Consider the following 22994-nt stretch of genomic DNA (forward strand, 5'->3'; position numbering starts at 1 on the left):
AAGGCGTTTTTTTCGACTTTCGTTAGGAATCTGTTAGAAATTGCGGGTTTCAGCCCATGTTTATAGTTCAATGCCTTGCTGATACGGCAAGGCATTGGTACATTTAGTGCAATTTTCTATCTTCTAATTCTTTCAGGACGAGCGAAGAATATGTTCAAAAAACTTCGTGGCATATTTTCTAATGACCTATCAATCGATTTAGGTACTGCCAACACTCTTATCTACGTCAAGGGACAGGGTATTGTTCTAGACGAGCCTTCAGTAGTCGCTATCCGTCAGGACCGTAACAGAGCAGGCAAAAGCGTCGCTGCTGTCGGTCATGCGGCAAAGCAAATGTTAGGTCGTACTCCAGGTAATATTTCGGCAATTCGTCCTATGAAAGACGGCGTGATTGCGGATTTCTACGTAACAGAAAAAATGCTTCAGCACTTTATTAAACAAGTGCATGACAACAGTGTTCTGAAACCAAGCCCACGTGTTCTTGTATGTGTGCCTTGTGGTTCTACGCAAGTTGAGCGTCGAGCGATTCGTGAGTCAGCGCTTGGTGCCGGTGCTCGTGAAGTGTATTTGATTGATGAGCCAATGGCGGCCGCAATTGGTGCTGGTTTGCGTGTTTCTGAGCCTACAGGCTCAATGGTTGTTGATATCGGTGGTGGTACAACAGAAGTCGCAGTCATCTCCCTAAATGGTGTGGTTTACTCGTCTTCCGTTCGTATCGGTGGTGATCGCTTTGACGAAGCCATCATCAACTATGTCCGTCGTAACTACGGTAGTTTGATTGGTGAAGCAACGGCTGAAAAGATCAAACATGAAATCGGTTCCGCTTACCCTGGCGATGAAGTAGAAGAAATCGAAGTTCGCGGCCGCAACCTTGCTGAAGGTGTGCCACGTAGCTTCAGCCTTAACTCCAATGAAATTCTTGAAGCTCTACAAGAGCCGCTGACAGGTATCGTTTCAGCTGTGATGGTTGCGCTGGAGCAGTGCCCCCCAGAGTTGGCATCGGATATTTCAGAAAATGGTATGGTTCTTACAGGTGGTGGTGCTCTACTGAAAGATCTTGATCGCCTTCTGACTGAAGAAACGGGTATCCCAGTGGTGATTGCTGAGGATCCACTGACTTGTGTGGCTCGTGGTGGCGGTAAAGCTCTAGAAATGATCGACATGCACGGTGGCGATCTATTCAGTGAAGAATAATTGGGTTGGCCTAGTGATTCGCTAGGCTGCTTCGATCGATTAAGGAACTCATACTCAATGAAGCCTATTTTTGGCCGAGGACCTTCACTTCAATTACGCCTGTTTTTTGCAGTCATTATATCAGCCAGCCTTATGCTGGCTGATAGTCGTTTAGGCGCATTTGCCCAAGTACGTTATTTACTTAACAGTATGGTCGCGCCGATTCAGTATCTCGCGGACGTTCCTCGCACCATGTTCGATGACGCTTATGAGCGATTCAATATTCGTAAAGACTTTATGGAGAGCAATTATCAGCTCAAACGTGAAATTCTGCGTCTCAAAAACGACATGCTGTTATTGGATCAGTATCGTGAAGAAAACCAGCGATTGCGCAAGCTGCTAGGCTCTTCCTTTGTTCGTGATGAGCGTAAGGTCGTGACAGAAGTCATGGCGGTAGACACATCTCCATATCGACAGCAGGTTGTGATCGACAAAGGCCAGATCGACGGGGTGTATGTTGGTCAGCCTGTGGCGAATGAAAAAGGGATTGTGGGTCAGGTGACATTTGTGTCAGCGCATAATAGCCGCGTGTTGTTGCTTACCGACAGCCAGAGCGCGATTCCAGTGCAGGTAATACGTAACGATATTCGAGTCATTGCATCAGGTAACAGTAAAATTGATCGGATTAACCTAGACCATATCCCGATCAGTTTAGATATCCAGGAAGGTGATTTACTGGTGACTTCTGGGCTGGGAGGTGTATACCCCGAAGGCTACCCTGTCGCGCACGTAGTGGATGTGCTTCGTGATACTGCACGTGAATTTGCGGCTATTGAGGCGGAGCCCGTTGTGGACTTTGAACGTCTACGCTATCTGCTGTTGATTTGGCCTAATGACTCTCGACAAGATAAAATTCAGCAGGCCTTACCGGATAACAGTCAAGAGGTAGTGGGTAATGGCGAATAGTGTATTTAAAGGCAAAATGGTCATTGCCTTTTCATTTTTAATTGCTTTAACACTGCAGACGATTCCTTGGCCTGGTGTACTGGATGTGCTGCGACCTTCTTGGTTATTTTTGGTGATTTGCTATTGGGTTCTTGCATTGCCACATCGAGTCAATGTGGGTACTGCGCTAGCGCTTGGACTACTCTGGGATCTCTTGCTCGGCTCGACACTGGGGATCCGCGGCATGATGATGTCCATTGTGGTGTATCTCGTGGCTCTTAATTTCCTTGTACTACGTAATATGGCGTTGTGGCAGCAGGCAATGCTGATCGGCTTGCTTTCCGTCTTGCTTGATGTGTTGATCTTCTCGGGCGAGTACCTGATTCAAGACATTTCGTTTAATTTGCTGTCACTGTGGAGTGGCTTGATAAACTGTATTCTCTGGCCTTGGCTGTTCCTATTAATGCGCAGAGTCAGACGCCATTGGCATATAAGATAATTGATGATGAAAAAATTGGTGCTAGCGTCAGGTTCGCCGAGACGCAAAGAATTACTGTCACAACTCGGGTATTCGTTTAGCGTTATTCGCACTGATGTTGAAGAAAGCCAAGCCGCCCAAGAAACGCCTTTTCAGTATGTATCTCGTCTTTCTTTCGATAAAGCCATGGCTTGCGTAGCCATTGATAACGATGCTGTCGTACTGGGTTCAGACACTATTGTTGTTTGCGATGGTACGGTTCTGGAAAAGCCGGAAGATCTGGAACATGCTAAAAGGATGCTAATGCTACTGTCGGGTCGTGCACACCAGGTAATGACTGCGGTGACAGTGGCGACAAACGAACATCAAGAAACTGTAGTGGTAACTACAGACGTTTGGTTTAAGTCTTTGTCAGAAAAAGAGATAGAACAATATTGGCAGACAGGTGAACCATACGATAAGGCTGGTAGTTATGGAATCCAAGGTATTGGAGGACGTTTCGTGACGCGTATTGAAGGCAGTTATCACGCTGTGGTAGGCCTGCCATTATTCGAAACAGACCAGCTCTTGCACAAATTCTTATAATTTAAAATTTTGAGGTGCGCCGATGAGTGCAGAGTTGCTAATCAATGTGACCCCGAGTGAAACTCGTGTGGCCATGATTGAAGGGGGAACCCTACAAGAGATTCATGTTGAACGTGAGGCGAAGCGTGGAATAGTCGGCAATATATACAAAGGCAAAGTGAGTCGTGTCCTACCTGGCATGCAAGCAGCTTTTGTTGATATTGGCCTCGACAAGGCGGCGTTTCTCCATGCCTCTGACATTGTTCCGCATACTGAATGTGTGGCTGAGAATGAAAAGCAGCAGTTTCAGGTGAGGGATATTTCTGAACTGGTTCGTCAAGGGCAGGATATTGTCGTCCAAGTTGTTAAAGACCCGCTGGGGACTAAAGGTGCTCGCCTGACCACAGACATTACTTTACCTTCCCGTTATCTCGTATTTATGCCAGGCGCAAGTCATGTGGGGGTTTCACAGCGTATCGAGAGCGAAGAGGAGCGTAACCGTCTCAAGAAAGTCGTTGGTCATTACTGCGATGAAGATGGTGGCTTTATTATCCGAACTGCTGCGGAAGGGGCGCATGATTCTGAACTTGCTCAGGACGCGGCATTCCTCAAACGACTTTGGTCTAAAGTGAATGAGCGTCGTTCAAAGTACAAAACCCGTTCCACGCTGTATGGTGAACTTGGCTTGTCCCAACGTATTCTGCGCGACTTTGTGGGGACAGAGTTGACCAAGATATTGGTTGATTCCCGTTTGGAATTTGAAAACCTCAAAGAATTTACCTCTGAGTATGTGCCTGAGTTGACAGAAAAGCTTGAATTGTATGACGGTGATAAGCCTATTTTCGATATGTACGACACTGAGAATGAGATTCAGCGTTCTCTGGAGCGTAAAGTGGAACTCAAATCTGGTGGTTATCTGATCATTGATCAGACAGAGGCGATGACAACGGTTGACATTAATACAGGTGCTTTTGTTGGCCGTCGCAACCTCGAAGAAACGATTTTTAATACCAATGTTGAGGCGACTCAGGCGATTGCCCGCCAACTTCGCTTACGTAACCTTGGTGGTATTATTATCATTGATTTCATAGATATGTTGTCAGAAGAACACCGTAAGCGTGTACTTACTTCACTGGAAGCTGCCCTTGATAAAGACCGAGTCAAAACCAACATTAATGGCTTTACGCAACTAGGCTTGGTCGAGATGACACGTAAGCGCACACGCGAAAGTATTGAACATATTCTCTGTTCGACTTGTCCAACTTGTGAGGGGCGCGGAAGTGTGAAAACGGTCGAAACGGTTTGTTATGAAATTCTTCGTGAAATCACTCGAGTGAATCGGGCATATGATGCAGACAAGTTTGTGGTTTACGCTTCTCCTTCCGTTGCGGACGCACTACAAGGTGATGAATCGCACGCGCTGGCAGAGCTGGAAGTCTTTATTGGCAAGCAGGTGAAAGTTCAAACTGAGCCCCTTTATATTCAAGAGCAATTTGACGTTGTCATGATGTAGGCTTTTTGTGAACACCATAGCGAGACGCTTAATTCAGGTATTAATGTGGCTCTTGGTGACGGTATTGGTCACCATGGCTGTTGCCATCACCACGTTGCGCATTACTTTGCCACAGCTTAATCACTTCCAAAGTGAGATTCAGGGCTGGGTCAACCAAGGCTCAGAGCTGGACTTCGACATTGATAACATCAGTGGATTCTGGCGCAATACGCACCCTTCGGTCTCTCTACAAAATGTACGCGCGAAGACGCCTGAAAGTAGTGGTATTCACTTTTCGGCACAAACGGTTGAAGTCGAATTTGATCTCATTCAGTCTCTCATTGATAGGCGCCCAGTGATTGCTGACCTCAGTATCCATAACCTCAAATTGGATATCAGCTCCATCGAATGGGTCAAGTCGGGTGAGAAAGCGGCCATGCAACCGCAAGGAGAGCAGAAGAGTGTTGTTCAGCAATTAGATCAGCTTCTCCTGCGTCAGCTAGATAGCTTCTCTCTGGTGGATTCTGAAATATTCCTGCAGGGAATTGATGGTTCAAAGCGTGAACTGGAAATAGTGAAGTTATTCTGGCAAAACAAAGGCAGACGCCACATCGCAGACGGTGAGATTAGCATTGCTCACAGCAACCTAAACTCTGCTCAGGTTAAAGCTAACTTTGTCGATCATGGTTCACTAGCGGAAGTGAGCGGTGAATTCTACTTGGCCGTGGATAATGTTTTAGTAACGCCTTGGCTAACCAAGTACCTCAAGACTGAAACAGGGATAGAGAAAGGTCAGGTTAGTTTAAATAGCTGGATTACGTTACAGAACAATAAACCGACTAATGCCTATGTTGCGCTCGAACCTTCAGAACTGACATGGAAAGAAGGAAAAGAACACGAGCTGTTAATAGAGTCGGGTATTTTACAACTGGAGCCTAAAGGGAAAGGTTGGCAAGTTAATGCTCACTCACTTCAGTTACAAACGGATGGTGAACCATGGCCTGAGCTAGATATGGCTTATCAGTGGCAGCCAGAACACTGGTTGCTCAACATCTCTCAACTTGATCTTAGTGCTATCCTGCCTTTGGTTAAACTGGCGCCAGAATCCAAAAAAACGACTCAGCTCTTGGAGACTTTAGCCCTTGGAGGCTTAGTAGAAGATATTCGGGTTTCGATGAGCGGTGAAGCTTTGGATTCACTCAAATACTCAGCAGAGCTTATTGATGGCTCTATGAAGCAATGGGAGTTGCTGCCGGGTATTCATCAGCTTGCGGCGAAAATATCAGGTGATGTTCATCAAGCTCAAGCCAGTGTGACCTTAATTGATGATGTATTGCCTTATGGAGAGGTCTTTCAGGCTCCGTTGAACATCAAGCAAGGCCAAGTGGATATGGTTTGGCAGAACCACAAAGATGGCTGGAGTTTGTGGGCGGATAAGGTAACGGCGGCTACACCCGATCTTCAGGTGCTCGGTGCGTTTAGACTCGATTTTCCCAATGATAAAAGCCCGTTTCTGTCATTTTACGCCGAAGCCGATGTATATAATGCAGGGGAAACTTGGCGTTACTTGCCGACTTTGGCCCTTGGGCGAGACTTAACCGATTACCTTTCGACGGCGATTCAAGGCGGAAAAGTGAATACGGCCAAGTTACTATGGTACGGTGAGCTAGCGGATTTTCCCTACCATAATAATGATGGCATTTTTCAGGCTTGGGCTGGGTTGAAGCAAGCCCAGTTCAGCTTTGATACAGCTTGGCCCACCATCACAGATTTACAACTAGATCTACTCTTCCAAAACGATGCTATGTACCTCGATTCACGCAGTGCAACTTTAATGGATGTAGAGGCCACTAGAATTACTGGCCGTATACCTGAGCTTGCTCCCGGTGGTCATATCGAAATAGAAGCGAGTGCAGTCGCACAAGGTAATGCCGTTCGAGATTATATGACGGCGACGCCATTGGTTGATTCTGTAGGGGCTGCTTTAACAGCGGTACAGGTGGATGGCAAAGTGACATCCAGCTTTAAGCTCAATATACCGTTTAGCTCTGATGAGGAAGTACGAGCTTGGGGCTTCGCTGACTTGGATGAAAATCAGGTTACAATTGAGACGCCTCCAGTAGCACTCGAAACGGTTTCAGGCCGAGTCGAATTTGATAATGACGTCGTCAGTGCGGCAGGTTTGTCAGCGCACTTGTTGAAACAACCTGTAGCGATAGACTTTGCTGGTGAAAATGCAGGCCAAGGCTACAGCGTAAATATTGATGCGGTTGGTGATTGGGATTTGAAACCTCTGACACCTTATCTAGGCGGGCGTTGGACTGAGCCTCTTGATGGTCATGCACCGTGGCGAATGGGAGTTGATATTCAGCTTAATGATGTCGGCTTTACTTACCAACTGGATACTCGTGCTGACCTGAAGCTGGTGAGCAGTCACTATCCTTATCCACTCAATAAAGAATTACATCAAGCTGGTGAAGCCAGTATGCAAGCCTCGGGGAATCAGGAAAGTATTACGGCTCGTCTTCAGTTGCCGAATTTGAAGTATCAGGCTGAAATTGACATTCGCCCAGAGACTCCGGTGTTAAAAGCAACGAACCTGATTTTAGGTAAAGGCAGTTTTAAAATGAGCCCGGTAGCGGGTCATCAAGTTCAGATCCGCACGGATAAGTTAGATATTGAGCAGTGGGTTGAACGCCTTTCTCCCCCCACACCAAGTACCCATAAAGCGGTTCTGAACACTATGAATACGCCCGAAATTCCGATGCCAAATCGATTGGAGTTGGATGTTGGGGAACTGACTTTGGCGGGGATAGAATGGAATGATGTTGATTTCACCGCTAAGCGCAAAAATCTGGGTTGGCATATGAGCCTTGAAAGCCAAGAGGTCGCAGGTGAGGCAAGCTATATTGAACCTTATGATCTCTCCATCGCGCTCGATAGGTTACATGTCTATATCCCAGCGTTAGATACAGAGTATAAAGATACGTCGTTGTTTGAAGCAGGCAAAGATCAGAAAGAGTTGATCAGTGATTTTGAGCGAACCTTCCATGAGCAGATACCCAATATCACGCTTACTATCGATGATTTCTGGCTACAAGGCTATAAAGTGGGGAAAACTCACTTAGATCTTCAGCGTCAAGGAGACCGCCTTGAGTGGAAAAAACTCTCCTTCCAAAGCGGCGCGAATAAGGTGGATATGAATGGTTCGTGGCGACTGACAAAAGAAACCAGTCACACCAATTTTAATATCGCGATGTCCGGTGAAAACAACAGCGATGTGATGGAGCGCTTCGGCATAACGTCTGGCATTCAGCAAGCGCCGTTTGAGATTGACTCAAAAATTGAGTGGGATGGTTCTCCATGGTCGATGAGGGTCGATACTCTCCAAGGGCATGTATCGACTCAGCTAGGTAAAGGTCAAATTTCAGATGTGAGTGGGGCAGCGCGGCTACTCGGCCTCTTTAGCTTAGATTCCATTATTCGAAAAATGCAGCTCGATTTTAGTGATGTATTCGACAACGGCATGGCGTTCAACTCCATTACCGGCAGCGGTGAGATTAAAAATGGTATCTTTCTGACTAATGATATTAAGATGGATGCTGTTGCAGGTGAGATGACCATTAAGGGGTTGGCCAACTTAAACTCACGTACTGTGGATGCGGAGGTAAACTTTGTTCCTGATATTACATCGGGTATCCCAGTGCTGACAGCGTTTGCTGTCACACCGCAAACCGCTTTGTATGTTTTGGCTATTACCACGGTGATTTCACCTGTAGTCGAGGTCTTTACTCAGGTTAACTACGAAGTCAAAGGCCCGCTGGATGCGCCAGTGGTTAAAGAGCTGTCGCGAAGCAAAGGTGAGTTTAAGCTGCCGGAAAATTTACGCGAAGCAACGAAAGAGTAAGGAGCGCTCATGGAACGAGTGGGACTAATTCAAATGACCTCAGGACCAGATCCTCAACAAAATCTGGCCTATATCCAACAGCAAGTCTCTGATTTAGCTAAATCGGGAGCAAAGCTGGTAGTCACCCCAGAAAACTGCCTAGTGTTTGGTAATCGAACGGATTACCACACGATGGCCGAGCCATTGAATCAGGGAGCGATTCAATCAAAGCTAGCGCAGATAGCTAAGCGCCACTCTGTTTTTTTAGTCATCGGGAGCATGCCGATTCGGTGTGGTAATGATGTGACTACGACTTCGTTAGTCTTCAGCTCTCAAGGTGAGCTCATCGCACACTATGATAAGCTGCATATGTTTGATGTCGATGTTGCCGATTCACATCAGCGTTATCGCGAATCCGAAACCTTTAAGCCGGGAGAACAAATTGTATCGGTCGATACGCCTATCGCTCATTTAGGTTTAACAATCTGCTATGATGTTCGTTTTCCACAGCTATACAATGAGCTGGTGCGACGAGGTGCCAATGTATTACTGGTGCCTGCGGCATTTACTGCGGTTACGGGAGAGGCTCATTGGGAGCCTTTACTCAGGGCTCGTGCAATTGAAACTCAAAGCTGGGTTATCGCTGTGAACCAGACAGGCGTCCATCCATGTGGCCGAGAAACTTGGGGGCATTCTATGGTAGTGTCTCCATGGGGAGAGGTGATTGCTCGTCTCGACACTCAACCGCAAAATTTGTTAGTGGATATTGATTTAGAGAGAGTAGATGACATCCGTAAGGCGATGCCGACTCTCAGCCACACCCGGTTCCAAAACTATTTACATGTTTAAGAGCGAAGTATGACAATAAACCAAGTAGAAGATGCATTGCTAAACTCGGCTGGTCTGACCGAGCAAGACATTGCAGAGACCTTAGCGAGCATTGCCAGTCGTCAGATTGACTACGCAGATATCTATTTTCAGTCGAGCTGGCATGAATCATTGGTTCTGGAAGACAGTATCATCAAGGATGGCTCGTTTAACATCGACTGTGGTCTCGGTGTACGAGCGGTTGCTGGTGAGAAAACAGGTTTCGCCTACTCAGACCAAATTCAGCTTGAAGGCTTAAAGCAAAGTGCGATTGCGGCTCGTGGCATTGCTCAGCAGGGGCAGAATGCTCAGGTTCAGGCATTTAAGCGCAGTGACAATCAACAGGTTTACGCTGCAGTAAACCCACTTGAGAGCTGGGAGAAAGAACAAAAAACACAGCTGCTGAAAGAACTGGATGCGTATATCCGTACCAAAGAGCCTTTGATTAAAGAAGTGTCGGTAAGCTTAAGCGGTGTACATGAGCAGATGCTTGTCGCCGCAACAGACGGCACTTATGCCGGAGATATTCGCCCACTGGTACGTTTGTCTATTAGTGTATTGGCTCAGCGAGGCGAACGTCGTGAGCGAGGCAGCGCTGGCGGAGGTGGTCGATTTGGTTATGACTTCTTTTTGACTGAAGAGCAGGGTATCAAAGTAGCCTATCACTACGCTGATGAAGCGATTCGTATGGCGTTAGTTAACCTTGAAGCTGAAGCTGCACCAGCGGGTGCGATGCCGGTTGTATTAGGCTCAGGCTGGCCTGGTGTCCTGCTTCATGAAGCCGTAGGCCACGGGTTGGAAGGCGACTTTAACCGTAAGGAATCTTCTGTGTTTAGTGGAAAGGTCGGAGAAAAAGTGACGTCTGATCTTTGTACCATTGTTGATGATGGCACTCTAAAAGATCTGCGTGGTTCTCTCAATATTGATGATGAAGGGGTTGCGGGACAATACAACACCTTGATTGAAAATGGTGTACTTAAAGGTTACATGCAGGATAAGCACAACGCACGTTTAATGGGCGTTGCGCCGACGGGTAATGGCCGACGTGAGTCTTATGCGCACCTTCCAATGCCACGTATGACCAACACCTACATGCTTCCGGGGCAGCACACGCCAGAAGAGATTATTTCAACAGTGAAGAAGGGACTGTACGCACCAAACTTTGGTGGTGGTCAGGTGGATATCACTTCCGGTAAATTCGTCTTCTCTGCTTCAGAAGCCTACTTGATTGAAGACGGTAAGATTACTCGCCCTGTAAAAGGTGCGACACTGATCGGTTCAGGTATTGAAGCGATGCAGCAAGTCTCTATGGTCGGTAATGACCTTAGTATTGACAGAGGTGTGGGTGTTTGCGGTAAAGCGGGTCAGAGCGTGCCTGTGGGAGTAGGACAACCGACATTGAAGCTGGATTCTTTGACGGTGGGCGGCACTGAGTAATAGCCTCAAGAAATATAGCTATTTATAAAGGGTTGGCGCCTACGTGCCAGCCCTTTTTCAGTTTCGTAGTTTTTGTTTTTGGTTCGCTATTTTCATATGTGAAGAAAGGGGCTTTCATAGCTGAGGCTTTTTCTAATGTGGCTCCCCTACGGGACTCAATGCGGCCAGCCAGCTCTGAGACATTTACTTTGGAACAAGTAAGTCGCAGTTAAAAACGAAAAAAGCCAAGTCTTTCGACTTGGCTTCTTGAAAATGGCTCCCCCTGCGGGACTCGAACCTGCGACATACGGATTAACAGTCCGCCGTTCTACCAACTGAACTAAGGGGGAATAATGGTGCCGACTACCGGAATCGAACTGGTGACCTACTGATTACAAGTCAGTTGCTCTACCTACTGAGCTAAGTCGGCGCCTTTTTAATCAACAAGCATTTGCTCATCGATTGAATATGGCTCCCCCTGCGGGACTCGAACCTGCGACATACGGATTAACAGTCCGCCGTTCTACCAACTGAACTAAGGGGGAATTATTCGTTTAAAGAAATGGTGCCGACTACCGGAATCGAACTGGTGACCTACTGATTACAAGTCAGTTGCTCTACCTACTGAGCTAAGTCGGCACACTGTATTCTTTAACTATTGTTCGTGCAGAGCACCAACAATTAATAAATTATGGTGCCCGGAGGCGGAATCGAACCACCGACACGAGGATTTTCAATCCTCTGCTCTACCGACTGAGCTATCCGGGCGACGAGGTGTATTAAAAGGCTTTTCGTCTTAGAGGTCAACATTAAATTGCAAAAAAAATATCGTTTGTTGTTTTTCTATACTTAATGGGCTGTTTTTGCTCATTTCGAATAAGAAGTGTATAGCTAGCAACAGAAGTTATACTTGAGAGAGTAGGGAATAGTGGTTTTAAAGAGACAAAAAAGTATGCTCTAAAGAGTGCTTTTCACTTGTTTGACTACAGAATCTGCGCCTAAAGGAAAAGTGACCTGAGCTATTTCTAATATGGTCCTATGTTGGGACTCAACACGGCCGGCTAGGTCTGAGACAAAGCTGGAGCATTAGATATGAAAAAGCCCCATCATGTGATGAGGCTTTTTCTAATATGGCTCCCCCTGCGGGACTCGAACCTGCGACATACGGATTAACAGTCCGCCGTTCTACCAACTGAACTAAGGGGGAATTATTTGTGTCATCTCTTCAGATAAACACCAAATAATGGTGCCTCGAGGCGGAATCGAACCACCGACACGAGGATTTTCAATCCTCTGCTCTACCGACTGAGCTATCGAGGCAAAAGAATGGTGCCGACTACCGGAATCGAACTGGTGACCTACTGATTACAAGTCAGTTGCTCTACCTACTGAGCTAAGTCGGCACACTGTATTCTTTTACTAACTGTTCGTGCTAGGCACCAACAATAACGAAATTGTGGTGCCCGGAGGCGGAATCGAACCACCGACACGAGGATTTTCAATCCTCTGCTCTACCGACTGAGCTATCCGGGCAACGGAGCGCTATTAAACGGATTTTCCGTCTTGCCGTCAACTTGTTTTTAGAAAAAAATTCAAAAAAGTGGTTGAGTGCCGATAATTTAGGCGTTTTTAGTGCTTATGATTTACCAGCGTTAAAATCCTTTTTGAATTTTGTGACTTTTTCTAAGTAACGACGAGCTTCTGCATTGGGGTGCTTTTTGGTCAGTGCCCAGTAAACCTGATTTGGTTGTAGTGAATTGAGGTCGCGCATTGCTCGTTTTCTGTCACTACGATTAAAGGTATTGAGTACTCCGCCAGTGCCACCGTTGTAAGCGGAGATCATGCTGTACTCTAGAGAAGTAGGATGACGGACATCTTTTAGGTAACGGCTTTTGAGAATGTAGAAATACGCAGTACCGGTATCGATATTATTTTCTGGGTTGAATAAGTATTCTGGAGACGGCTGTCCGGATTTCTTTTTCACCAACTTAAATACATCGCGCCCTGCGGTTTTAGGCACCACCTGCATCAGACCGTAGGCGTTGGCCCAGCTTACTGCATACGGGTTAAAGCTACTTTCTGTTTTGATAATCGCATAAATCAGATCTTCAGGTATACCGTAACGGCGTGAAGCGCGTTGGACAATATCCGCATATTTATAGCTGCGAATTTCAAATTGTTCCTCAACCATAGGAATTTCAACGTAATAGGCTTTTTTGAAGTCGACATCTTTGACTTTGAGCTTGTTGGCGATCAGGTAATCGGCAAAACGGTTCGCTCGCCATGACCATTGAATAGGTTTGTTATCTTGATCGACGACCTGACGGTATAGGAACGGCTGACCTTCTAGCTTGATATCTTTGGAAGAGAATAAATCGACGTTTGCAGGATCATCTGGGGTTAGTAGAGTGGTAACAATCGCATTTTTAAGGTGGCCTTTTGGGTCAGTAGGCGAAACGGTTTCGATAATAATGGTGCCTTTGTCGAAATTGACTTCCGAACGACTAAGGTAATTGTCGATGTACTTTACATAGTTACTTTTACCAGCAAACTTAATTTCTCCGCGTCCCCAGCGTTTTGCAATGTTACCGGAGAAGCTGCTGATTAAGGCGTCAAGGGCTTCTGTATCCTTTTGAAATTGGCCGGGTAGCTCGGCTAGGTTCTTGGCAAAACGATTGGTGGGTTCATAGTTTACATCATAGATGTTTTCAATAAACTCACGGCTACAACCAGTGAGTATCATTGCCAGAAAAAAGTAAGCTAACTTCTTCATATTTATCCTAAAAAAATGACATCAAAGCAACGCGTTGATGTCATTCTCTCTATCCTTAACCTAAAGGGAAAACCTTATTCGCTTGGTGGCGTGTAGCCTTCGATATGGACATCTTTACCTTCAAACAGGAAGTTGACCATCTCTGTTTCAATCAATTTACGGTGCTCAGGATCCATCATGTTGAGCTTTTTCTCGTTGATCAGCATGGTTTGCTTGTGTTGCCACTCTGCCCAAGCTTGCTTAGAAATGTTGTCAAAAATACGCTTACCGAGTTCACCTGGGTACAGTTGAAAATCCAGACCTTCTGCGTCTTTTTGTAGTCGAGCACAAAATACAGTGCGGCTCATAACGACTCCTTAGAGTTAATCAATATTGAAGTTCGAAAGGCAGGCTTTCCAGTAGCTGTTTTACCGGAGCGGCCAAACCTATCTCTTCAGGTTGCGATAAGTTATACCAAAGACCTTTGTTTGCTTCCATCACCACGTCAGGTTGCTTTGATAGGTCTACCAAAATTGGTGTGATATCGAGATGGTAATGACTAAAGGTGTGGCGAAAAGCAATCAACTGATCGCGACGTTGAATGTCCTTATCAAGGACACCACGTATTGTCAGTTGATGATCGAGTTGGGCTTCAGAGTGTTCTGGAAAGCAGAATAGCCCGCCCCAAATCCCCGACTGTGGGCGTTGCTCCAGCCATACATACCCTTGGTGATGCAGCATAATGAACCAGGTCTCTTTGACTGGCTTTTCTTTTTTCGGCTTTTTACCAGGGTAGTCGAGAGGGTTAGCTTGTTTGTATGCAGCGCAAAATGAAGATACCGGACACAGTGTACATTTGGGCTTACTGCGAGTGCACACCATGGCCCCCATATCCATCATTGCCTGATTGTACTTATCGACATCGGTGTCGGGAGTGTGTTCTTCAGCATACTGCCAAAGCTGATTCTCGACTTTCTTTTGCCCTGGCCAGCCGTCAACAGCAAAGCTGCGCGCCAGTGTACGTTTCACATTGCCGTCTAAAATGGCGTGTGGCTGTTTATAGACAGATGACAATACAGCCGCCGCGGTAGAGCGGCCTATACCCGGTAGGGCGTTCATCTGCTCGAGATCGAGAGGGAATTCGCCCTGATATTGCTCTGCCACAATCTTCGCAGCTTTATGTAAGTTACGCGCTCGTGCGTAATAGCCGAGCCCTGTCCATAGGTGAAGCACTTCATCTTGCTCTGCATTGGCGAGGTCAACAACGGTCGGAAAGCGTTCGAGAAAACGCTGGTAATAAGGAATCACGGTAGTGACCTGAGTCTGCTGAAGCATGATTTCAGACAGCCAGACACTATACGCAGTTTTATCTTGTTGCCACGGAAGGCTTTTTCTTCCGTAGTCTTCGTACCATTCTAGGATGGCGTTAGCAAAAGGAGTCACGACTTGCTCGGTAATTTTATATTTATTGGGTTAGCTAAAATTGCACCACAGATACAGGTTAAAGTACAACTGATAAAGAGTAAGGGTTTATTCTGCGTGAAATGACCTAAAATACTTGCACCAGTGTCGATTCTTTGGATAATCACAATCCCTTTAAGTCGAGAGCAATTTTTAGACAGGCAGAATCATGAGTGAAGTGACCACTAACGAATACAATGAAGACGGTAAACTGATACGCAAAGTGCGCAGCTTTGTGCGTCGTGAAGGCCGTTTGACCAAAGGTCAGGAAAGCGCAATGAATGAATGCTGGCCGACAATGGGGATTGATTACCAAGAAAAGCTTCTTGATTGGAAAGAAGTGTTTGGTAACGACAACCCTGTGGTACTGGAAATTGGTTTCGGTATGGGGGCATCACTGGTTGAAATGGCGAAAAATGCCCCTGAGAAGAACTTCCTTGGTATCGAAGTGCATAGCCCAGGTGTGGGTGCGTGTCTTGCTGATGCACGTGAAGCTGGCCTGACCAACTTACGAGTGATGTGTCATGATGCTGTGGAAGTGTTTGCTAACATGATCCCAGACAGCAGCCTAGCAACACTGCAATTATTCTTCCCGGACCCATGGCACAAGAAGCGCCACCACAAGCGCCGTATCGTACAGCTAGATTTTGCTGAAATGGTGCGCCAAAAACTCTCAGTTGGTGAAGGCATCTTCCACATGGCGACAGACTGGGAAAATTACGCAGAACATATGATTGAGGTGATGAATCAAGCGCCTGGATATGAGAACATCGCCGAGGATGGTGACTTTGTTCCACGTCCGGAAGATCGTCCTCTGACCAAGTTTGAAGCACGTGGTCACCGTTTAGGTCACGGAGTGTGGGACATTAAGTTTAAGCGTGTTAGCTAAGTCACCCGCGAAATAAAAGCGAATGAGAAAGCCAACATTTTGATGTTGGCTTTTTTGTCCCTACAAGAAAAATAATAAGCCTTTGAAATATAGGTAAGTAATGAAACCGACAAAAGAAATTTTAGCCGACATTCTGCAAGAGGTTAGGCCGCTTATCGGTCAGGGAAAAGTAGCCGATTATATTCCTGCGCTGGCCAAAGTTCCGGCTAACAAACTGGCAATTGCTGTCTTCACCAATAAGGGAGAAGTGATCAAAGCTGGTGACGCCGATGAACCTTTTTCAATTCAGTCCATTTCTAAAGCGTTAAGTTTAACGTTAGCAATGGGGTTATATACTCCTGATGAGATTTGGGCTCGGGTAGGTAAAGAACCCTCTGGTCAAGCGTTTAACTCTCTGATTCAGCTAGAAATGGAGCAGGGGATTCCACGTAACCCTTTCATTAATGCTGGGGCAATAGTGGTTGCCGATTTGCTGCAAAGCCGCCTGTCTGCGCCGAGACAACGCTTGCTGGAATTTGTCCGTCAGCTGTCGGGCGATACTCATATCTGTTATGACAAGATAGTTGCAGCATCAGAGATGATGCACAGCGATCGCAATGCGGCGATTGCTTATCTGATGCGCTCTTTTGGCAACTTTGACAATGATGTTATCCCTGTTCTGAATAACTACTTCCATGCGTGTGCTTTGAAGATGAGCTGTGTCGATTTAGCGAAAACATTCAGCTATCTGGCTAATAAAGGCACTTCAGTACAAACAGGCAAGCCTGTGGTGACGCCTACTCAAACTAAGCAGCTTAACGCTTTGCTGGCAACATGTGGCTTGTATGATGGTGCTGGGGAGTTTGCATACCGAGTCGGTATGCCAGGGAAATCTGGTGTTGGTGGCGGGATCATCGCTATCGTACCGGGAGAGATGACGATTGCGGTTTGGTCTCCAGAGCTAGACCCTTCAGGTAACTCTCTCGCGGGGACCAGAGCACTAGAGCTACTCGCTGAACGAATTGGCCGCTCGATATTCTAAACTTCGCTCCGAGGCAGCGGAGACAAGTTTTGAACGATGAAAAACAAAAAGGGTTGACCATATCGTCAACCCTTTATATTTATTCCAGTCTTTTATTCCTCTTCCGCCATAAACGCTTCTAGCAAATCGTTAAGGAACAGCTTTCCTTTTTCAGTGATTTGCCAATGCGTATCAGACTCGCTGAGGTATTGCATCTCTTTCGCCCAGTCGATGGTTTCCTGAATCGATTCAAAACTCAAGCCGGTGGTATCCAAGAAGTCTTGCTTTGGGCAGGCTTCCATCAAACGGAACCGGTTCATAAAGAATTCGAAAGGGCGATCTTCGCTAGCGACATCGGCTTCACTGTCTAGGTAGGGCTTCACCATATTCTGATATGCAGCCAGATAGCCTCTCGGGTGCTTGATCTTAGTCGTACGGATGATACGTCCATCAGCGAAACTGAGTTTGCCATGCGAGCCACAGCCAATGCCGAGATAGTCGCCAAAACGCCAATAGTTGAGATTATGTTGGCATTGATATTCTGGCTTACTGTAGCCGGAGATTTCGTACTGGACGTAACCCGCTTCAGCCAGCTTTTGGTGGCCGAGTTCAAAAATGTCCCACAAGTCATCATCATCGGGCAGAACAGGTGGCTTGTAGTGGAACATTGTATTGGGTTCAATAGTGAGCTGATACCACGAAAGATGTGGCGGGTTAAGCTCAATCGCCTTGTCCAGATCTGCGAGGGCTTGCTCTACGGTTTGATCTGGCAGACCGTGCATTAAGTCAAGATTAAAGCTGTTTAAACCAATCTTGTGAGCCAGTTTCGCGGCATTGACGGCTTCATCCTGACCATGGATGCGCCCTAGACGTTCGAGCTTCTGCTGTTCGAAGCTCTGCACACCAATCGAAATTCTCGTCACACCAGCTTTACGATAGCCAGCGAAGCGCTCCGCTTCAATCGTGCCCGGATTCGCTTCCATGGTGATTTCAATCTCGTCTTTAAACGCGATTCTTTTTTCTATGCCAGCAAGTAGATCAGCGATTCCTTGCGCTGAGATGAGACTTGGCGTCCCTCCACCGATAAATATGGAGTGGAGTGCCCGTGGGTTGGTTTTAAGCTGATAACGCTCGATATCAGTATCAAGGTCCTCCAGCAGAGCAGCGATGTACTCCTGCTCTGGGATGTCGGCTTTTAACGCGTGCGAGTTAAAGTCGCAATACGGACACTTTTGTACACACCAAGGGATGTGGACATAAAGACTCAGCGCTGGTGGAATCAACTGGCTCATTATTGCTGCTCAGAAAGTGTCGCAAACAACTGCTTAAGCGCTTTACCACGGTGAGAAAGTTGCTTTTTACGTGTTGGTTCAAGCTCTGCTGAAGCACAGTTATCTTCTGGGACGAAGAAAACCGGATCGTAACCAAAACCATTGTCGCCCTGAGCTTCGGTCAGAATACGACCTTCCCACTTACCGTGGCAGACGATCGGCGTTGGATCTAATTCGTGACGCATTAGTACTAATACACAATGGAAGCGTGCAGTACGTTGCTCCTGCGGAACGCCTTGCATTGCATCAAGCAGCTTCTCTAGATTTTGCTGGTCGCTCGCACCTTCTCCGGCATAACGTGCAGAGTAGATGCCCGGCGCTCCTTTTAGGAAGTCAACTTCAAGGCCTGAATCGTCGGCAATGGCCGCCAATCCAGTTTCTTTCGCTGCATGACGCGCCTTGATGATGGCGTTTTCAATAAATGTTGTGCCAGTTTCAGCAACCTCTGAGACATTAAATTCGCTTTGTGCCACGACATCGAAACCGAAATCTGCCAGCAGATCGGCCATCTCACGAACCTTGCCTTGATTACCTGTCGCTAGGACAATTTTTTGTGCATTCATAATCTTGTTTGTGCCTATATTGGGAAGGGCGTTTAGCCGTTACTCTTCCACATAAAATTTCTGGGTGAACTTTAATCTGCCCGTGCCTTTATTACCAGCATTAACATCGATATTGAATGTTAGGTTTTCCTCGTCCGAAATAGGGAATTCAGCGAGGTAATAAATCGCAGAGCCTTCTTTTATTTCACGGAACTCAAGTGTCTTAGTTTGACCGATTAAGTTTTTCGCGCTGCCACTAACTTTTGCGGTTATAGCTGGTTTACCAGCCTGATAATTATCTAACACACTGATATTAATGATCGCTGAGTAGCCGTTTCGTTTCAGCTCATAGCTACGAGCAACTTGAGGAGTTAAGAAAGTCGAGTTAAATGCGGAGTAGTGAACTTCGACATCTTTGATGGTTTTAAACTGACCCGCCCATGTGGGTAGGGCTAAAAGACTGGCCAGCGCTAATGTGATCCATTTTTTCATTGTGCTTCCTTAAGGATTGACTACAGAGGAAAAGCAGCGCGAATCATCTTGCTTCGTGCTGGTTGTTTTACACCTGATCATACGTTTGGATCTTCATGCTGTGAAGGTTTTTAGATTGACTATGGTGACTTATGCCGTGCTTTTAATGTGAAGTATTGAGAGTGCGCCTTTCGTGATGCGAATTAAAAAAGACCATCACAAGATGGCCTTTATTATTTCGGGGATATGAGTTGGGGACTGGATTCGGACTTGTTTATGTCGCCCGAGTTCCCCTTTCTCTATGGTGACTAGCCCTTTTGCTACTTTGAACTGTTTGGACAGATATTTGCTCAGGTGAGCGTTGGCTTTTCCGTCTACAGGCGGGGCTGTGATGGCGATTTTTATTTCATCGCCATGCAGCCCAATCAGCTTATCTCTGCTTGCTTTGGGCTGAATGTAGAGCCTGAGTAGGAGAGCATCACCTTCTAACCAAGCGGCTTTTGCCATTATAGCTGGAACCAAACGGGACCAATGAGATCGCCCATTAGGAAGTTGGCAAACTGCAGAGCAATAAACAAAACCAGCACACTTAAGTCGAAGCCACCCATGGCTGGAATCACACGACGAATCGGCGCCAGCATAGGCTCAGTTAGTTGGTGAAATACGTACTCGATAGGGCTTCGTCCTTGGCTTACCCAGCTCAGAATAGCTCGGATAAGTAGCACCCAAAATAGTAAGCCACCAGCGGCTTTGATGAGGGATAGCAGACCAAGGTAGAAAAATTCTGCACTGAAGGAAACAGCGCCACTGGAGGCAAGCAGGATCAGAGCGACAAATTTCAATACGCACAGCACATAGGCAAAGAGTACAGTGGCCAGATCGATACCACCAACTGAAGGCACAACCCTACGCAGCGGTGCAATCACTGGTTGAGTGGCTTTGACGATAAATTGTGAGAATGGGTTGTAGAAGTCTGCACGTGCAGCTTGCAACCAAATACGTAAGATCACCACCATGATGTAGAGATCAAACAGGGTGGAAATCAGAAAACTTATTGAATTCATAGGTTACCCTTATTTCGTAGAGCTATAGCTCAATCTAATTAAAACAGTTTTTCCATCTCTTCAGCACGTGCTACGGCAGCTTGCATCGCTTTCGCTACTATATCTGAAAGTTGGTGTTCGTTGAATGTGCGTAGCGCTTCTGCCGTCGTGCCGCCTTTTGAGGTCACATTTTCGCGCAGTGTAGACAACTCAACTTCAGGGTTGCCGACGACCATACTTGCCGCGCCCAGTGCGGATTGCTGAACTAATAGGCGCGCTGTCTCTTTATCAAAACCTTGAGCAATGGCTTCACTTTGCATCGCTTCCATAAAGCGGAAGAAGTAAGCTGGAGCACTACCTGCTGCTGCGATGATGTTATTAATGCCGGACTCTTGCTCCACCCAGCAGACCTTGCCACATGACTCCATTAGCTCAGCGGCAAACGCTTTATCTTGCTCAGAAACATAAGAAGGGGCGTATAGGCCACTCATTCCTAAGCCAAGTTGACTTGGCGTATTTGGCATAACGCGAACGATGTTTAGGTTGTGATTGAGCATCTCGCACAGACGCTGGCTGCTGATGCCTGCAGCAATCGAGATAACCAATTTACCTGACCAGTCGATCGATTGAAGCGGTTTACATACTTCTGCCATCATTTGTGGCTTTACAGAAAGAACGATGACATCCGCCTCGCTAGCAGCGGCTAGGTTGTCGCTGGTGGTCTTAATGGCGAAATCCTTCTCCAGCGGTAGTCGTCGAGTTTCAGATGGGGCTGTCGCTGTGATCATTTCAGCGGGATATCCCCCAGATACCAATCCAGAGACGATAGCCTTGACCATATTACCTGCGCCGATAAAGGCAATGTTCTTATGTTCCATTGAGTCTGTTCTTCCTGTCTTACTAATTAAGCTTTATTGCTGTAGTCACGCGCGCCAAAAATAGCGGTACCGATACGGACCATGGTACTTCCTGCTTCAATCGCTGCTTCCATGTCACCACTCATACCCATAGAAAGCGTATCGAGGTTGAGATGCGGATAGCGTTGCGCCAATCGGCTTTTTAGTTCAGCTAGATGATGAAAAGCGGCAAGCTGAGACTGATAGTCTGAAACGTTGGCCGGGATTGACATCAATCCTCTTAACGTGAGGTTTGGCAAAGAAGAAATCAACTCTGCCAAAGCAAAGATTTCGTCATCACTGGCGCCAGATTTAGAGCTTTCACTGCTGGTATTGACCTGAATAAGAACTTGCAGAGGCGCCATTTCTTGAGGCCTTTGATCATTTAACCGCTGGGCAATCTTAGCGCGATCAACGGTATGCACCCAGGCAAAGCTTTCCGCAACATAGCGTGTTTTGTTGGACTGAATTGGACCAATAAAGTGCCATTCTAGGGTTAATTCAGGGTGGTTTTCAGCGAAATACGCAACTTTATCAACACCTTCCTGCACGTAATTCTCGCCAAAATCGACCTGACCGACGCGAGCCGCTTCTAAAATGGCTTCAGAAGGCTTGGTTTTACTCACCGCCAGAAGTTGCACTGAGCCTAGAGGGCGTCCACACTTTTGTTGTGCCGCTTCAATCTGTGAGGTGATCTGTTCAATGTTTTGTTGAATACTACTCATAGCTAACTTTATTAAGGATTTTAAATGGATATCGCTGAATTACTGGATTTTAGTGTAAAGCATAATGCTTCAGATCTACATCTTTCTGCTGGTGTATCTCCCATGGTACGCATTGATGGAGAAGTAAGAAAGCTTGGCGTACCAGCATTCAACCATTCTGAAGTGCATCGTTTGGTGTTTGACATTATGAATGATGCTCAGCGTAGTGAATTTGAAGAGCGTCTCGAAGTCGACTTTTCCTTTGAGCTGCCAGACGTTGGCCGTTTCAGGGTTAATGCTTTTAATCAGTCACGAGGTTGTGCGGCGGTTTTCCGTACCATTCCAACCGATATCCCGACTTTAGAGCAGTTGGATGCACCGGCCATCTTTGAAAGTATTGCTAACATGGAAAAAGGCCTGATTTTGGTCACAGGGCCAACGGGATCTGGTAAATCGACGACATTGGCAGCAATGGTGGATCATATTAACCGCCACCATAACAAGCATATCCTTACGATTGAAGATCCGATTGAGTTTGTGCATGCCAATAACAAATGTCTCATCAACCAGCGCGAAGTTCATAGTAATACCCATAGTTTTAATAACGCGCTGCGCAGTGCTCTACGTGAAGACCCTGATGTTATTCTAGTAGGCGAGTTACGTGATCAGGAAACGATCAGTCTAGCGCTGACCGCTGCTGAAACCGGCCACTTGGTGTTTGGTACTTTGCACACCAGCTCGGCGGCGAAAACTATCGACCGTATTATTGATGTTTTTCCGGGCAGCGATAAAGGCATGGTGCGTTCCATGCTTTCTGAGTCTCTGCGTGCGGTGATTGCGCAGAAATTGCTCAAGCGCATTGGAGGCGGGAGAACGGCTTGTCATGAAATCATGATGGCAACGCCTGCGATTCGTAACCTGATCCGCGAAGATAAAGTGGCGCAAATGCAGTCTGTGATCCAGACAGGTGCAGCACATGGTATGCAGACCATGGAGCAGCACTCGAAACAGTTGATTGCTCAAGGTCTGGTTGATGCTGAAGAAGTGTCGAAGAAAATTGAAGTTGAGCAAGGTCTGTTCTGAG

Annotated in this window: 21 protein-coding genes and 9 tRNA genes; 11 read left to right on the plus strand and 19 right to left on the minus strand. The window is 46.6% G+C overall.

Going from position 1 to position 22994, the window contains the following annotated elements:
• Positions 1-150 precede the first annotated feature (150 nt).
• The 8 genes from L1D31_RS00270 to tldD are packed head-to-tail and all read left to right on the plus strand — an operon-like array spanning position 151 to position 10842.
• Positions 151-1194, plus strand: coding sequence for a rod shape-determining protein (locus L1D31_RS00270; RefSeq protein WP_004747218.1), 1044 nt, complete (start codon positions 151-153; stop codon positions 1192-1194).
• A 57-nt stretch (positions 1195-1251) separates the two neighbouring features.
• On the plus strand, positions 1252-2139 hold the full coding sequence (mreC, locus tag L1D31_RS00275) for a rod shape-determining protein MreC (RefSeq protein ID WP_239835122.1): 888 nt from the start codon (positions 1252-1254) through the stop codon (positions 2137-2139).
• Positions 2129-2617, plus strand: a complete 489-nt coding sequence (gene mreD, locus L1D31_RS00280; protein WP_239835123.1) for a rod shape-determining protein MreD — start codon at positions 2129-2131, stop codon at positions 2615-2617. Before mreC ends, mreD begins: the two co-directional genes overlap by 11 nt.
• Positions 2618-2620: 3 nt before the next feature.
• Positions 2621-3181 carry a Maf family protein gene (locus L1D31_RS00285; protein WP_275666031.1) on the plus strand — a complete coding sequence of 187 codons (561 nt, stop codon included), beginning with the start codon at positions 2621-2623 and terminating at the stop codon, positions 3179-3181.
• Between the two features lie 22 nt (positions 3182-3203).
• A complete protein-coding gene (gene rng / locus L1D31_RS00290) occupies positions 3204-4673 on the plus strand; it encodes a ribonuclease G (RefSeq protein ID WP_239835124.1) in 1470 nt (489 codons plus the stop codon).
• A 7-nt stretch (positions 4674-4680) separates the two neighbouring features.
• Positions 4681-8559 (plus strand): YhdP family protein, encoded by a 3879-nt coding sequence (locus L1D31_RS00295; RefSeq protein WP_345772822.1) that lies wholly within the window; start codon positions 4681-4683, stop codon positions 8557-8559.
• 9 nt (positions 8560-8568) lie between these two features.
• Complete coding sequence (locus L1D31_RS00300) at positions 8569-9387, plus strand: carbon-nitrogen hydrolase family protein (protein WP_239835125.1); 819 nt, start codon at positions 8569-8571, stop codon at positions 9385-9387.
• 9 nt (positions 9388-9396) lie between these two features.
• A complete protein-coding gene (gene tldD, locus L1D31_RS00305) occupies positions 9397-10842 on the plus strand; it encodes a metalloprotease TldD (RefSeq protein WP_239835126.1) in 1446 nt (481 codons plus the stop codon).
• Positions 10843-11095: 253 nt separating this feature from the next.
• Here the strand turns inward: tldD and L1D31_RS00310 are convergent.
• The 12 genes from L1D31_RS00310 to mutY form a co-directional block, all read right to left on the minus strand.
• Positions 11096-11171 (minus strand) — tRNA-Asn (locus L1D31_RS00310).
• A 4-nt stretch (positions 11172-11175) separates the two neighbouring features.
• Positions 11176-11251 (minus strand) — tRNA-Thr (locus tag L1D31_RS00315).
• Positions 11252-11290: 39 nt separating this feature from the next.
• Positions 11291-11366: transfer RNA gene (locus L1D31_RS00320), tRNA-Asn, on the minus strand.
• Positions 11367-11384: 18 nt separating this feature from the next.
• Positions 11385-11460, minus strand: a tRNA-Thr gene (locus tag L1D31_RS00325).
• Positions 11461-11513: 53 nt separating this feature from the next.
• Positions 11514-11589: transfer RNA gene (locus L1D31_RS00330), tRNA-Phe, on the minus strand.
• A 363-nt stretch (positions 11590-11952) separates the two neighbouring features.
• A tRNA-Asn gene (locus L1D31_RS00335) sits at positions 11953-12028 on the minus strand.
• Between the two features lie 37 nt (positions 12029-12065).
• Positions 12066-12141 (minus strand) — tRNA-Phe (locus tag L1D31_RS00340).
• 7 nt (positions 12142-12148) lie between these two features.
• Positions 12149-12224 (minus strand) — tRNA-Thr (locus L1D31_RS00345).
• Positions 12225-12278: 54 nt separating this feature from the next.
• Positions 12279-12354 (minus strand) — tRNA-Phe (locus tag L1D31_RS00350).
• 103 nt (positions 12355-12457) lie between these two features.
• A complete protein-coding gene (mltC, locus tag L1D31_RS00355; RefSeq protein ID WP_239835127.1) occupies positions 12458-13594 on the minus strand; it encodes a membrane-bound lytic murein transglycosylase MltC in 1137 nt (378 codons plus the stop codon).
• A 74-nt stretch (positions 13595-13668) separates the two neighbouring features.
• The gene (locus L1D31_RS00360) at positions 13669-13941 is read right to left on the minus strand and encodes an oxidative damage protection protein (RefSeq protein ID WP_006958274.1); all 273 of its coding nucleotides are present in this window, start codon (positions 13939-13941) and stop codon (positions 13669-13671) included.
• A 19-nt stretch (positions 13942-13960) separates the two neighbouring features.
• Complete coding sequence (mutY, locus tag L1D31_RS00365) at positions 13961-15016, minus strand: A/G-specific adenine glycosylase (protein WP_239835128.1); 1056 nt, start codon at positions 15014-15016, stop codon at positions 13961-13963.
• 187 nt (positions 15017-15203) lie between these two features.
• Here mutY and trmB point away from each other — a divergent pair, with 187 nt between their 5' ends.
• Entirely contained in the window at positions 15204-15923 is a 720-nt protein-coding gene (gene trmB / locus L1D31_RS00370) for a tRNA (guanosine(46)-N7)-methyltransferase TrmB (protein ID WP_006958272.1), read from the plus strand.
• A gap of 100 nt (positions 15924-16023) precedes the next feature.
• Positions 16024-16944 (plus strand): glutaminase B, encoded by a 921-nt coding sequence (gene glsB, locus L1D31_RS00375; protein ID WP_019277252.1) that lies wholly within the window; start codon positions 16024-16026, stop codon positions 16942-16944.
• 92 nt (positions 16945-17036) lie between these two features.
• On the opposite strand, the gene hemW is transcribed toward glsB, so the two are convergent.
• The 7 genes from hemW to L1D31_RS00410 all read right to left on the minus strand — a co-directional run bounded on the left by hemW (position 17037) and on the right by L1D31_RS00410 (position 21931).
• A complete protein-coding gene (hemW, locus tag L1D31_RS00380; protein WP_239835129.1) occupies positions 17037-18215 on the minus strand; it encodes a radical SAM family heme chaperone HemW in 1179 nt (392 codons plus the stop codon).
• Positions 18215-18817, minus strand: a complete 603-nt coding sequence (locus L1D31_RS00385; RefSeq protein WP_006958269.1) for an XTP/dITP diphosphatase — start codon at positions 18815-18817, stop codon at positions 18215-18217. Before L1D31_RS00385 ends, hemW begins: the two co-directional genes overlap by 1 nt.
• Positions 18818-18856: 39 nt before the next feature.
• A complete protein-coding gene (locus tag L1D31_RS00390) occupies positions 18857-19288 on the minus strand; it encodes a DUF4426 domain-containing protein (protein ID WP_021458447.1) in 432 nt (143 codons plus the stop codon).
• Positions 19289-19483: 195 nt separating this feature from the next.
• Positions 19484-19774, minus strand: coding sequence for a DUF167 family protein YggU (yggU, locus tag L1D31_RS00395; protein WP_239835130.1), 291 nt, complete (start codon positions 19772-19774; stop codon positions 19484-19486).
• On the minus strand, positions 19774-20331 hold the full coding sequence (locus L1D31_RS00400; RefSeq protein WP_239835131.1) for a YggT family protein: 558 nt from the start codon (positions 20329-20331) through the stop codon (positions 19774-19776). The genes yggU and L1D31_RS00400 overlap by 1 nt, the downstream gene beginning before the upstream one ends.
• 38 nt (positions 20332-20369) lie before the next feature.
• Positions 20370-21188, minus strand: coding sequence for a pyrroline-5-carboxylate reductase (gene proC, locus L1D31_RS00405; protein WP_239835132.1), 819 nt, complete (start codon positions 21186-21188; stop codon positions 20370-20372).
• A 26-nt stretch (positions 21189-21214) separates the two neighbouring features.
• Entirely contained in the window at positions 21215-21931 is a 717-nt protein-coding gene (locus L1D31_RS00410; protein ID WP_239835133.1) for a YggS family pyridoxal phosphate-dependent enzyme, read from the minus strand.
• A gap of 24 nt (positions 21932-21955) precedes the next feature.
• Here L1D31_RS00410 and L1D31_RS00415 point away from each other — a divergent pair, with 24 nt between their 5' ends.
• Positions 21956-22993, plus strand: coding sequence for a type IV pilus twitching motility protein PilT (locus L1D31_RS00415; protein WP_239835134.1), 1038 nt, complete (start codon positions 21956-21958; stop codon positions 22991-22993).
• Position 22994: the final 1 nt, after the last annotated feature.

It is taken from the genome of Vibrio sp. Isolate23, assembly GCF_022398095.1.
GTDB lineage: Bacteria > Pseudomonadota > Gammaproteobacteria > Enterobacterales > Vibrionaceae > Vibrio > Vibrio coralliilyticus_A.